13 protein-coding genes are annotated in these 11,746 nt (G+C 62.7%); 10 read left to right on the top strand and 3 right to left on the bottom strand.

The window, feature by feature from the left end:
• Window positions 1-4: 4 nt before the first annotated feature.
• From E4662_RS15980 to E4662_RS15995, 4 genes are read left to right on the top strand one after another with little or no spacing between them, the layout of a single operon-like run.
• Entirely contained in the window at window positions 5-466 is a 462-nt protein-coding gene (locus E4662_RS15980; protein WP_136442609.1) for a (2Fe-2S)-binding protein, read from the top strand.
• Between the two features lie 3 nt (window positions 467-469).
• A complete protein-coding gene (locus E4662_RS15985; protein ID WP_136442610.1) occupies window positions 470-2,731 on the top strand; it encodes a xanthine dehydrogenase family protein molybdopterin-binding subunit in 2,262 nt (753 codons plus the stop codon).
• 12 nt (window positions 2,732-2,743) lie between these two features.
• Window positions 2,744-3,352 (top strand): hypothetical protein, encoded by a 609-nt coding sequence (locus E4662_RS15990; protein ID WP_136442611.1) that lies wholly within the window; start codon window positions 2,744-2,746, stop codon window positions 3,350-3,352.
• Window positions 3,353-3,362: 10 nt separating this feature from the next.
• Complete coding sequence (locus tag E4662_RS15995) at window positions 3,363-3,680, top strand: hypothetical protein (RefSeq protein WP_136442612.1); 318 nt, start codon at window positions 3,363-3,365, stop codon at window positions 3,678-3,680.
• 21 nt (window positions 3,681-3,701) lie between these two features.
• On the opposite strand, the gene E4662_RS16000 is transcribed toward E4662_RS15995, so the two are convergent.
• Complete coding sequence (locus tag E4662_RS16000) at window positions 3,702-4,535, bottom strand: GNAT family N-acetyltransferase (protein WP_136442613.1); 834 nt, start codon at window positions 4,533-4,535, stop codon at window positions 3,702-3,704.
• Complete coding sequence (locus E4662_RS16005) at window positions 4,532-5,221, bottom strand: GntR family transcriptional regulator (RefSeq protein ID WP_136442614.1); 690 nt, start codon at window positions 5,219-5,221, stop codon at window positions 4,532-4,534. Before E4662_RS16005 ends, E4662_RS16000 begins: the two co-directional genes overlap by 4 nt.
• A 223-nt stretch (window positions 5,222-5,444) precedes the next feature.
• On the opposite strand from E4662_RS16005, the gene E4662_RS16010 reads away from it, so the two are divergent.
• The 6 genes from E4662_RS16010 to E4662_RS16035 all read left to right on the top strand — a co-directional run bounded on the left by E4662_RS16010 (window position 5,445) and on the right by E4662_RS16035 (window position 11,045).
• On the top strand, window positions 5,445-6,428 hold the full coding sequence (locus E4662_RS16010; protein ID WP_136442615.1) for an ABC transporter ATP-binding protein: 984 nt from the start codon (window positions 5,445-5,447) through the stop codon (window positions 6,426-6,428).
• Between the two features lie 30 nt (window positions 6,429-6,458).
• Entirely contained in the window at window positions 6,459-7,733 is a 1,275-nt protein-coding gene (locus E4662_RS16015) for an ABC transporter substrate-binding protein (protein WP_136442616.1), read from the top strand.
• A gap of 111 nt (window positions 7,734-7,844) precedes the next feature.
• Window positions 7,845-8,699, top strand: a complete 855-nt coding sequence (locus tag E4662_RS16020; protein WP_240705219.1) for an ABC transporter permease — start codon at window positions 7,845-7,847, stop codon at window positions 8,697-8,699.
• Between the two features lie 2 nt (window positions 8,700-8,701).
• The gene (locus E4662_RS16025) at window positions 8,702-9,541 is read left to right on the top strand and encodes an ABC transporter permease (RefSeq protein ID WP_136442618.1); all 840 of its coding nucleotides are present in this window, start codon (window positions 8,702-8,704) and stop codon (window positions 9,539-9,541) included.
• The gene (locus tag E4662_RS16030; protein ID WP_136442619.1) at window positions 9,541-10,182 is read left to right on the top strand and encodes an aspartate/glutamate racemase family protein; all 642 of its coding nucleotides are present in this window, start codon (window positions 9,541-9,543) and stop codon (window positions 10,180-10,182) included. Before E4662_RS16025 ends, E4662_RS16030 begins: the two co-directional genes overlap by 1 nt.
• Window positions 10,183-10,337: 155 nt before the next feature.
• Complete coding sequence (locus E4662_RS16035; protein WP_136442620.1) at window positions 10,338-11,045, top strand: NAD(P)H-dependent oxidoreductase; 708 nt, start codon at window positions 10,338-10,340, stop codon at window positions 11,043-11,045.
• Between the two features lie 42 nt (window positions 11,046-11,087).
• Here E4662_RS16035 and E4662_RS16040 read toward each other — a convergent pair whose 3' ends face one another.
• Window positions 11,088-11,741, bottom strand: coding sequence for a class II aldolase/adducin family protein (locus tag E4662_RS16040; RefSeq protein ID WP_136442621.1), 654 nt, complete (start codon window positions 11,739-11,741; stop codon window positions 11,088-11,090).
• Window positions 11,742-11,746 lie beyond the last annotated feature (5 nt).

Below are 11,746 nucleotides of genomic sequence, written 5' to 3' on the forward strand. Positions count from 1 at the left end.
CGGAATGCGACTGACTGTGAATGGAACCGAACATGAGGTGGATGTCGAGCCGGACATGCCCTTGCTCTGGGTTCTTCGGGACGAGTTGAACATCACCGGTCCGAAATACGGCTGCGGCATCGCGCAATGCGGGGCCTGCACGGTGCATGTGGACGGGCTTGCGGTGCGCGCCTGCCAATTGGCCGTGGGCGATCTGGCGGACGGCGCGGTCACGACGATCGAAGGGCTTGCGCAGCCGGACAGCCTGCATGTGGTGCAGCAGGCCTGGATAGACCATCAGGTGGCGCAATGCGGCTACTGCCAGTCCGGTCAGATCATGCAGGCGGCGGCCTTTCTGGATCTGAACCCGGAGCCGACGGACGAAGAGATTGACGCGGCCATGTCCGCCATCCTGTGCCGCTGTGGCACCTATCCCCGCATTCGCGCGGCTGTTCATGCCGCCGCCGCCAAGCTGCAGGAGGGCTGATCCATGGCCAGTGTTGGAAAAATTGCGCGCCGGACGTTCCTGATCGGCTCTGCGGCCATTGCAGGCGGCGTGGCCTTTGGGGCCTATATGGTGAACCGCCCGATTGCGAACCCGCTGCTGGAGGATCTGGCCGAAGGTGAGGCGGCGATCACGCCTTTCGTCAAGATCACGCGGGACGGCGTGACCCTGATCACCCCGCGCGCGGACAAGGGGCAAGGGTCTTATTCAATTCAGGCTTACCTGATTGCCGAAGAGCTGGACATGGATCCCAAGGATACGATCCGCGACCCCGGCCTGCCCGGCCCGGCCTACTACAACGCCGAGGTCATGGCCGAGGGCTCGCCCCTGCCCGCCTATGACGACAGCGCCACGGCGGAAACCATCCGCTCGGTTCTGCGCGTGGTGCCAAAGCTCTTTGCGCTGCAGATGACCGGCGGCTCCTCCACCGTACCGGACATGTACGAAAAGCTGCGCCATGCGGGCGCGGTGGCGCGCGAGACGCTCAAACAGGCCGCGGCGAACCGGACCGGCACGCCGCGCAGCGCGCTCCGGACCGAAGACGGCCACGTGATCACAGCGGACGGCACGGCGATTGCCTATACCGAACTGGCGGCAGAGGCGGCGGCGCTGGAGCCGATCACCGACGTCACCCTGCGCGATCCGAAGGACTGGCGTTATCTGGGCAAGCCGGGGCTGACGCGCATCGACATGGAGCCGAAGTGCACCGGAGCGGAGAAATACGGCATTGATCTTGCCTTTGACGGGATGCTCTTTGCCTCGATCTGCGCCAATCCCGGCATTGGCGGCGCGCTGGAGCGCTATGATGCCTCTGCCGCCGAGACCATGCCCGGTGTGCGCAAGATCATGGCGGTCAAGGCCGGGAACGCCGGAGTGGCGGTCATTGCGACCAACACATGGTACGCCATACAGGCGGTCAATGCGATTGACTGCACATGGGTCGCACCGGCCTATCCGGCCAGCAGCGCTGAGATCTTTGACGCGCTGGAAGCGGCGGTGGACGATCCCGAAACGCTTGACCACCGGCAGCGCGACGAGGGTGACGTGGAGGCGGCGCTGGCCGAAGGCGCGGTCTTTGAGGCGCAATACCGCATTCCCTATCTGGCCCATGCGCCGATGGAGCCGATGAACGCCATCGTGCGCGTCACGGACGCGCGCGTGGACATCTGGACCGGCACGCAGATCCCGCTGTTCATCAAGACCCGCGCGGCGGCAATGTCGGGGATGGAAGCCGAGCGCGTCTTTGTGCACGTCCAGCCCATGGGCGGCAGCTTTGGCCACAAGCTGGAGATGACCCATGTCGAACAGGCGGTGGAGATTGCACTGTCGATGAAAGGCACGCCGATCAAGCTGACCTGGAGCCGCGAAGAGGACATGACCCACGACTACCCCCGCCCGGCCTCGGTGATGCATGGGCGCGGCAAGGTGAAGGACGGCAAGGTCGACACTTTTGACATATCGGTCTCGCAATCGGCCATGGCGCCGGGATGGTTTGGCCGCCTGTCGGGGCTGACGATCCCCGGCCCGGATGCGACGATCACAACCGGGTCGTGGGACCAGCCTTTTGCGATCCCGAACTACCGGGTGACGGGCTACCGCGCGCCGGACATGGTGCCGGTGTCGTCGTGGCGCTCCGTCGGGGCGTCGGGGAACGGGTTCTACCATGACACCTTCCTTGATGAGCTGATCCATCAGGCCGGGGCCGATCCGCTCGAAGAGCGTCTGCGCCTGTGCATGCACGCGCCATCGCGCAAGGTGCTCGAAACGGTCGGGGCGCTCTCGAACTGGGACGGCCCGTCCATGGGCGAGAACCGGGGCCGCGGCGTGGCTTTCTGCATGTCCTTCGGCGTGCCGACCGCGCAGGTGATCGAGGTGACAAACACGGAGCTCGGCATAAGGCTCGACAAGGCCTATATCGTGGCGGACATCGGCCGGGTGCTGGACCCCAGAAACGTCGAGGCGCAGCTGTTTGGCGGGCTGATCTACGCGCTCAGCCACGCGATCAACTCCGAGCTGACCTACGAGGATTACGGCCCGGTTCAGACCAACTACCACGCCTACGAGGGGCTGCGGCTCTACCAGACCCCGCAGATCGAGGTGCAGGTTCTGGAGGAGATGCCCGGCATTCGCGGTGTCGGGGAGCCGGGCGTGCCGCCTGCGGCACCGGCGCTTGGCAATGCGATCTTTGCCGCCACCGGACAGCGCATCCGCGAGATGCCGTTCAACAAGCATATCGATTTCGTGTGAGGGCTTTTCACCATGAAACTCAAGGTTTTGGCGGCCTGTCTTCTTGCCGCATCCAGCCCGGTCCTTGCCGAGGTTGACATCACCCCGCCGACCTCGGCCACGCCAGCCGAAGGGCTGGAGGCCTGGTCGCGGATTTATGAAGTTGCCAGCCACCCGCGCTGCGCCAACTGCCACACCGGCGCGAGCGACCGGCCCATGTGGTCGGGGCCGTCCTACGGCAAGACGCGCCCGCACGGCATGAACATCCGCGCCGGGGAGAGCCGGATCGGGGCGGAGCATGTGCTCTGCTCGACCTGCCACACCACCAAGAGCGACGATTGGGCCAAGGCCAACACCACGTCCCATGCCGCACCGCGCGTCGCCATGGACTGGCAGCTGGCCCCGGTCGAGGCCGATTGGTTCGGACGCACATCGGTGGAAATCTGCGAGCAGCTCCGCGATCCGGAGCGCAACGGCGACCGGGACATGCTGGCGCTGGCCGAACATCTCGATCACGACCTGATCCTGCATTGGGCGTGGAAACCCGGCGGCGGGCGCGAACCGGCGCCCTATAGCCTGCAGGCGCATGTAAACGACATTCTGATCTGGGGCACCGCCGGGTTCCCCTGTCCCGAAAACTGAGGAGCGCGCCATGTACACAGGATTGGCAGGGGCTTTGCTCGTCTTCACCGGGGTCTGGCACGCCACCGAATGGCTCATGGACGGGCGCCGAAGAGACACGATGGCGCTGGTGCCAGTGGGGTTGGTCTACCTTGTGCAGGGCTATCTTCTGGTCACCGCAACGGGCGGCGTGCTCACGCAAGGGCTTACCTTGATGGCCGTGGCAACCGGGGGCAGCGTGGCCTTTTTGCGGCGGGACCAGTTCGACATCCGCAGATGGGTGACATGGACTTTCATCGTGATTGATGGGGTCATTGTTCTGGCGCTTCTGGCGGGCTTGCTTGGGTAACGCGCACAGGCCCGGGCTTTGTCAGCCGAGCTCAAGGCTCGCGACGGCAAAGACCGGAGGCTGCGGCGCGTCAAACGGGCCGCGATACATGCGCGCGGTCCGAAAACCTGCGCCAAGGCCAAGGGTTTGGCACAGGGCATCGAGGGCCTGCGCCGATTGCGGCACATCGAGGATGATCGGCCCGGAGTAAAGGCAAGCGGCGTGTCCGATCAGACGCTCCGCATCCGCAGCATTTGCCGCAATCAGAGGGCCGATCTTGGCCCCCGTGCGGCAGGCGCGGACGGTGCAGAACCCGGTGACCCTGCCCGTTTGGCTCAAGGCCAATGTGCGCCGGTTCGGCGACGCCGTGAGCCAGACGCGCAGATAGTCCGGTTTCTCGGAGCCGGAGGCCGCCGCCTCCATCGCGATCAGGGCCGGGATGTCCTCTGCATTTATCTCGCAAATCTCCGTATCGGACCGCGCGGCAATCTCCCCCGAATAGCGCGTTGTTCCGCCCGCATGGGCAAAGCCGGAGGCGCGGTAATTGTCCTGCTGCGCCTCCACCCCGTCCAGACCGACGGTGCGCGGCCCCGCGTGTTTCAGCGCATGGGTCCAGAGCGCCAGCCCGATACCCTGCCCGCGATACGCGGGACGGACAATGTACAGCCCGAGGAAGGCAAAATCGGCACTGTGGTTGACCACGGATATGGCCGCCACAGGCTGATCATCCGGCCCCACGGCCACAAAGAACCCCTCAGGATCCGCGGCAAAAAACGCAGGCGCGTCGTCAAGGCCGGGGTTCCAGCCCTCTTCGGCGGCCCAGTCCAGAATCTGCTCCAGCTCTGGCAGGGTGGCGGTGCGGCAGTGAAAACTCATCGTTTGAGCGCATCCTTGAGCGACGTGGTGCCTTCGTCCCGGTCCCGCAGGTCCAGCTGGGAGAAAATATCCATGAGATGGCCTTTCATCAATTCTTCGGCGCTGTCCCCGTCGCCGCCCCGAAGCGCGTCCACCAGCGCGTGATGCGCGTTGCTCTCGCACAGCGCGTTGCGCCGCCGCCAGTACAGCGCGATGACCAGCGAGGAGCGTGCCACCAACTGGCGTAAGAACTGCTCGATTGTGTGCTGATCCGCGATGCGGGCGATCTCCAGATGGAAATCCCCGGAAAGCTTCAGCGCCCTGCCCGCTTCATCGCGGTGCAGCGCCGCGTGCTCCTCTTCGATATGCTGTTCGAGCAGTGCAATGTCCGCGTCCGTCGTGCGCTCCGCCGCGGCCCGCGCCGTTGTGGGCTCCAGCAAGGCGCGGGCCTGAAACACCTCGCGCGCTTCCTTGAGAGTCGGTTTGGCGACAAAGGCGCCGCGGTTCTTTTCGATGGTCAGTAGGCCCTCATAGGCCATGGCGCGCAGCGCCTGCCGGACAAGGGTGCGGCTGACACCAAAGATCTCGCCTACCTCGTCCTCGCGCAGCTTGGCACCCGGTTGCAGACGGTGTTCGAGCACCGCTTCGGTCAGTTGCGCCGCGATGTCTTCGACCGCTGGCGGCTTTGCGCTGGTTACACTTGCCATGCCTGTACTCCTGTCCCGAGACTGCACGGGTTCGCCGCCAGCCTCAACAGTTCACACAAAGCCACAGTGGATCGTATACAATTTGCGCTCATTTTCTGAACAATGCTCAATTCAATTGATCGTTTTGACCCCGCTTTGCGGTCTCGCCCCGTCAAAAATCTGGAATCAGCTTGGGAAAGTGCCGCCCCTTCAGCCAGCGTTGAGGCAACACGATGGGGGTGTCATGAGCCAGAAACTGGACCTTGAGCTGATCAACCTGACGAAACGCTACGGCGAAACCGTTGCGGTGGACGAGATCAACTATCACTTCAGCAGCGGCACCTATGCCTGCCTTCTGGGGCCTTCGGGCTGCGGGAAGTCTTCGACCCTGCGGATGATTGCCGGGCATGAAAGCATTTCGGATGGGGCCATCACGCTGGCGGGGCGCGATATTTCCCACCTGCCCCCGGCCCGGCGCGGCACGGCGATGATGTTCCAGAACTACGCGCTGTTCCCGCATCTGAGCATTCTCGACAATGTGGCATTCAGCCTGAAAATGCAGGGCATCGAGACAGCGGCGCGTCATGCGCAGGCGGGCGAGATGCTGGAACTGGTGGACATGTCGGCCCTGGCGGACCGTCTGCCCGCACAGCTCTCTGGCGGGCAGCAGCAGCGCGCGGCGCTGGCGCGCGCCTTGATCACCAAGCCGGAGGTGCTGCTCCTGGACGAGCCGCTGTCGGCGCTGGATCCGTTCCTGCGCATCCGGATGCGGGCGGAGCTTAAGAAGCTGCAGCGCGAGCTGGGCATCACCTTTGTGCATGTGACCCACGGGCAGGACGAGGCGCTGGCACTGGCCGATGAGATCGTGGTGATGAATGACGCGCGGATCGAACAGGCGGGCAAGACACGCGCAGTGTTCGATGCGCCGAAAACGGCTTTTGTGGCGCGGTTCCTTGGCTCGCACAACGTTGTGTCAATGCCAGAAGGCATGATCGCGGTGCGCTCGGATGCGCTTGAGATCAAACCGCCCGAGGGCGCGAGACTGCCCGGCACCATCACCAATATCGAATATCAGGGCACGCATGTGGCGCTGACCGCCACCGTGCCCGGCGCGCAGGAGGTCACGGCCCTGCTTTCGGACAAGGATTTCTGCGGCAACCCGAAGAATGTGGGAGAGGCAATCGGCCTCGACTGGGAGGCCGGGGCAGCACAGGCCCTGGCCGGATAAGACCATTTTCATCAGAAGAGGACACAGACCATGACAACGATTTCGAAGGTGCGCTACACGCGCCGGTCGCTGTTGAAGACGGGTGGCGCGGCGGTGGCGGCCGCCGCGCTTCCGGCTCCAATGGTATGGGGACAAGAGACGAAAAACATCACCTTGCGCCAGTTTGGCACCGGGGTGTCCAACCTCAATGAAGTGGCGCAGAAGGTCAAGGAAGACCTTGGCTTCACGCTGGAAATGACCGCGCTGGATTCCGACAGCGTGACCCAGCGCGCGGCGACGCAGCCGGACAGTTTCGACATTGCCGATATCGAGTACTGGATCTGCAAGAAGGTCTGGCCGACGGGCAACCTGCAGGCGATGGATACGTCCAAGATTGCCAATTACGACAAGATCGTCGGCATCTTCCGCAATGGCAAGCTGACGCCGGAGTCGATCATCGCGCAGGGCACGGCGCCGCATACGGTCGGCTTTACCTCTGGCGTGAATGGCACGGATTTCGTCGATGAGGAATCCGGGTTCATGACGCTGATCCCGACGATCTACAACGCCGATACGCTGGGCATCCGCCCGGATCTGATTGGCCGTCCGATCAGCAACTGGTCCGAGCTTCTGAACCCGGAGTTCAAGGGCAAGGCTTCGATCCTCGACATCTCGTCGATTGGCATCATGGACATGGCGATGGTTGTGGAATCCATGGGGGAATACACTTACCCCGACAAGGGCAACATGACCCGCGAAGAGATCGACCTGACGCTTGGCATCTTTACCGAAGCCAAGAAGAACGGCCAGTTCCGCGCCTTCTGGAAATCGTTTGACGAGAGCGTGAACCTGATGGCCTCCGGTGAGGTGGTGATCCAGTCCATGTGGTCGCCCGCGATCACCGCGGTGCGCAGTCAGGGCATCCCTTGCGTCTATCAGCCGCTCGAAGAAGGCTATCGCTCCTGGGGTGGCGGCATCGGCCTGTCGGCTTCGCTTTCGGGCATGGAGCTGGATGCGGCTTATGAATACATCAACTGGTATCTGTCCGGCTGGGTTGGCGGCTTCCTGATGCGTCAGGGCTATTATTCGGCGGTGCCGGAAACCTCCAAGAATTTCATGTCCGCAGACGAATGGGGCTTCTGGTTCGAAGGCAAACCGGCGCAAGGCGATATCGCCAACCCGTTTGGCCAGGTCATGGAAAAAGCCGGCGCGGTGCGCGATGGCGGCTCGTTCTACGACCGTATGGGCGCGGTGGCCTGCTGGAACGCGGTGATGGACGAGAACCAGTACATGGTCCGCAAGTGGAACGAGTTCATCGCGGCCTGAGCGCCTTGGTAAAGCAGCGGTTTCGCCGCCTTTCGGCGGCGACCGGCTGGGGGAGGATTCCCCTCCCCCAGCCTGATTTGGATATTTGGACAGAGAAGAAGGTGCGCGGTGGTGCTTCGGAAGAATGATGTCACGGGGTGGGCCCTGGCCACGCCTCTCAGCGCGGTGCTGGCTGTCTTTCTGGTGGCCCCGATCGTGATGATCGTTGTGGTCAGCTTCTGGGGGGCGACGGAATGGTCGATCTACCCGGCGTTCCAGTTTGACAACTATGCGTTCCTGCTGTCCTCGGACGTGACGTACCGGGTGTTTCTGAACACACTGAAATACGCCTTTGTCACATGGGTGTTCACCCTGCTGATCGGTTTTACCGTGGCCTATTACCTGGCCTTTCACATTCGCAGCCTGACATGGCAGATCGCGCTGTTCCTGCTCTGCACCATTCCATTTCTGACCAGCAACATCATTCGGATGATTTCCTGGATCCCGTTTCTGGGGCGCAATGGCATTGCCAATTCGACGTTGATTTCCATGGGGGTGATCGACGAGCCGGTTGAGTGGCTTTTGTTCAGCGATTTCAGCGTGATCCTTGCTTTCGTGCATCTCTATACGCTGTTCATGGTAGTCCCCATTTTCAACACGATGATGCGGATCGACACATCGCTGATCGAAGCGGCGGCGGACGCGGGCGCGAGCGGGTGGCAGACGCTGTGGCATGTGATTGTGCCGCTGACCAAGCCCGGCATCATGATCGGCACGATCTTTGTGGTGGCGCTGGTGATGGGGGATTTCATCACCGTGCGCTTCATGAGCGGCTCGCAGTCGGCCAACGTGGGGCGCATGATCCAGAATGACATCGGGCTCTTGCAATACCCATCGGCGTCGGCCACCGCCGTGATCCTGCTGATCACTGTATTGCTGCTGATCGGAACGCTGCTGCGCTTCGTCGACATTCGCAAGGAGCTTTGATCATGGAGCCGCGTCCCAAGTCCTTCTACGCGCTCAGCGCCTTTTTCATCCTGTTCCTGATTTTCCTTTACGGGCCGACCCTGACCATCGGCATCCTGTCCTTCCAGGGCCCCGGCGGCGGGTTGACCTTTCCCATGCGCGGGGTGTCGCTGCATTGGTTCCGCGATCTGTTCGAGCAACAGGCGGTGGGCGATATCTGGGGTTCGTTCTCACGCTCGCTGGTGCTGGGGCTGATGGTTATGGTGACAACGGTGGTTGTCTCGGTGATGGGCGGGCTGGCGTTTCGCAAGCGGTTTGCCGGATCGACGCTGCTGTTCTACCTGATCATTACATCGCTGGTGATCCCGTCGATCCTTGTCTCGCTGGGCGTTGGGCTGATCTGGTCGCAGTCGGGCCTGCCGGTGCATTGGGCGACGTCCGGGTTTGGCGCGCAGCTGACCTGGACGCTGCCCTTTGGCCTGCTGATCATGTTCGCGGTGTTCAACCGCTTTGACCGCTCGTTTGAGGAGGCGGCGCGCGATCTGGGGGCCAGCCCGTGGCAGGTGATCCGGCACGTGGTTCTGCCGATCATCGCGCCGTCGCTGATCGGGGTTGCGCTCTTTGGCTTTACACTCAGCTATGACGAATTTGCCCGGACCTTGCTGACCTCCGGCAGCTACAACACATTGCCACTGGAGATTTTCGGGATGACCACCAATGTCACCACGCCGGTGCTGTTTGCGCTTGGTACGCTGACCACGGTGTTTTCGCTGCTGGTGATCGGGGTGTTCCTGCTGGTGGTCTGGATGATGAACCGCCGCCGCGCTCGGCATGGATCCGACGCGGGCAAAGGGATGGTCTGATGACCGTGATCATCATCAACCCCAACAGCACCGCATCCATGACACAGGCCATGGTGCAGCAGGCGCAACGAGCTGTGCCGGGGCTGGCCTTCGAAGGCTGGACCTCCGAAGAGGGTCCGGCGGCCATTCAAGGCCCAACGGACGGCGATGCGGCAAGCGGGCCGTTGCTGCGGCTGGTCGAACAGGCATCAAAGGCCGGGGCCGAGGGGATCATCATCGGCTGCTTTGATGACACGGCGCTGGACGAAGCGGCGCGGCGGGCCCCCTGCCCGGTGATCGGCCTTGGGCAGGCCACGTATCATTACGCGGCGCTGCGCGGATGGCGGTTCAGCGTGGTCACGACGCTGCCCGTTTCGGTGCCGATCCTTGAGGCCAATATCGCACGACAAGGTCTGACAGGGTTTGCCGCGCGCGTGCGGGCTTCGGACGTGCCGGTTCTGGCCCTGGAAGAAGATGCGGCCGCGGCCGGGGCGGCGGTGGTGGCGGAAGCGCTCAGGGCCGAACAGGAAGATGACATCTCGGCGGTGATCCTTGGCTGCGCCGGGATGGTACAGGTGCTCCAGCAGGTGGACCGGGCGCTGACGCTTCCGGTGATTGATCCCGTGACCTGCGCTGCGCGCAGCATGACGTGGCTGCTGTGAGGCGGCAGCCCTTTTCCCCAGACATTTTCCATCGGATTCGCGGGAAAAAGATTATCCCGAAAATCCGAAAACTGAACTCTCCTTTCCGCCATTTCGCTCATTTCTGCAGGTGCTAAATCGGCAGCAGAAATCACATGAGTGACATGGAGAGTCTCATGACCGTACAAACCCCGATCCAGGGCGATATCCAGACCCAGATCATCGACGCCTTCAAATTCCGCCACGCCACCAAGGTGTTCGACCCTGAGCGCAAGCTGAGCGACGCGGAGATTGAAACGATCCTTGAAGCAGGCAACCTGTCGCCGACCTCCTTTGGCCACGATCCTTTCCGCATCCTGATGATCCAGAGCCCGGAAAAGCGCGAATTGTTCCGCGAATTTTCCTGGGGCGCGAACGGCATGATGAGCGGCACCACCGGCCAGCTTGGGACCGCCAGCCACTTCGGTATCATCCTTGCCAGCACGGGCGCGCTGATGACCGCCGGGTCGGAGTATCTGCAGAACCACTATCGCACGGTCAAGCAGCTGCCCGACGAGGTGATCGAGATGTTTAACGGGGCCTACGGCCAGTTCCAGTCCAAAGACCACCACATCACCAGCGATCGCGAAATCACCGACTGGTCCGGCAAGCAGGCCTATATCGTTCTGGCCAACATGATGACTGCGGCGGCGCTGATGGGGATCGATTCCTGCCCGATGGAAGGGTTCGACATGGATCTGACCACGAAGACGCTGGCCGATCATTTCGACATCGACACCACCAAGTGGAAGCCTGCGGTCATGTTTGCCTTTGGCCACCGCGCCGCGGAACCGGCCTTTGCCAAGACCCGCCGCTCTGTCGAAGACACTGTTACCTGGTACTAGGGTGTGTGGCGGAGGCCGGGACCCCTGTCCCGGCCTTTGTTTTTAACCGGCAGCGGCGCGGGCGTCTGCGGCGGTGCCGTATTTCGGCAGGTCCGCAAGAGACTTGCCATGCGCCGCCATCACCGTGTCCCGCACAAAGGCGATATGGGCGGTTTCCTCGATGATCTCTGCCAGATATTGCGCTTTCATCAGATCCTTGCCGACCCCGATGGTGCCGTGATTGGCGAGCACCGCCGCGACAACCTTGGGATCGCGGAACACCGGGCTGATTTCCTTGTCCGTCTGCGGGCCGCCCAGAGGTGAGAGCGGAATATGCGGCATACGGCCAATTTTTTCAATGGTTTGCACGGTCAGGCAGGGGATCTCGATCCCGGCGCTGGCGTAACCTGTGGCCCATGGGCTGTGGCAGTGCACAACCGCGCGGATGTCATCGCGGATGCGGTAGAGATCGAGATGAAAGTCGAGATCCTTGGAAGGTTTGTGCCCGGACGGCTCGATGGTGCCATCAAGGTGCACCACCTGCAGATTGTCGCGTGTGCATTCGTTGAAACCGATGCCGGACGGCTTGATGACAATGGCATCCCGGCTGTCCAGCCGCACCGACAGGTTGCCGCCCGCGTTGGTCTGCAGGCGCAGATCAAAACAGCGTTTGGCGGTGGCAATCAGCGCGTCTTTCTTTTCGGTGAGATCGTCCATGACGG

Origin of the sequence: Pacificoceanicola onchidii, from assembly GCF_004804335.1 — a bacterium.
GTDB classification, from domain to species: domain Bacteria; phylum Pseudomonadota; class Alphaproteobacteria; order Rhodobacterales; family Rhodobacteraceae; genus Pacificoceanicola; species Pacificoceanicola onchidii.

Excerpts from the sequence above, each read along its gene's own strand:
- E4662_RS15980 (WP_136442609.1), top strand. The coding sequence starts at position 5 with ATGCGACTGACTGTGAATGGAACCGAACATGAGGTGGATGTCGAGCCG.
- E4662_RS16010 (WP_136442615.1), top strand. The coding sequence starts at position 5,445 with ATGAGCCAGAAACTGGACCTTGAGCTGATCAACCTGACGAAACGCTAC.
- E4662_RS15990 (WP_136442611.1), top strand. The coding sequence starts at position 2,744 with ATGAAACTCAAGGTTTTGGCGGCCTGTCTTCTTGCCGCATCCAGCCCG.
- E4662_RS16000 (WP_136442613.1), bottom strand. The coding sequence starts at position 4,535 with ATGAGTTTTCACTGCCGCACCGCCACCCTGCCAGAGCTGGAGCAGATT.
- E4662_RS16025 (WP_136442618.1), top strand. The coding sequence starts at position 8,702 with ATGGAGCCGCGTCCCAAGTCCTTCTACGCGCTCAGCGCCTTTTTCATC.
- E4662_RS16035 (WP_136442620.1), top strand. The coding sequence starts at position 10,338 with ATGACCGTACAAACCCCGATCCAGGGCGATATCCAGACCCAGATCATC.
- E4662_RS16015 (WP_136442616.1), top strand. The coding sequence starts at position 6,459 with ATGACAACGATTTCGAAGGTGCGCTACACGCGCCGGTCGCTGTTGAAG.
- E4662_RS15995 (WP_136442612.1), top strand. The coding sequence starts at position 3,363 with ATGTACACAGGATTGGCAGGGGCTTTGCTCGTCTTCACCGGGGTCTGG.
- E4662_RS16030 (WP_136442619.1), top strand. The coding sequence starts at position 9,541 with ATGACCGTGATCATCATCAACCCCAACAGCACCGCATCCATGACACAG.
- E4662_RS16040 (WP_136442621.1), bottom strand. The coding sequence starts at position 11,741 with ATGGACGATCTCACCGAAAAGAAAGACGCGCTGATTGCCACCGCCAAA.
- E4662_RS16005 (WP_136442614.1), bottom strand. The coding sequence starts at position 5,221 with ATGGCAAGTGTAACCAGCGCAAAGCCGCCAGCGGTCGAAGACATCGCG.
- E4662_RS15985 (WP_136442610.1), top strand. The coding sequence starts at position 470 with ATGGCCAGTGTTGGAAAAATTGCGCGCCGGACGTTCCTGATCGGCTCT.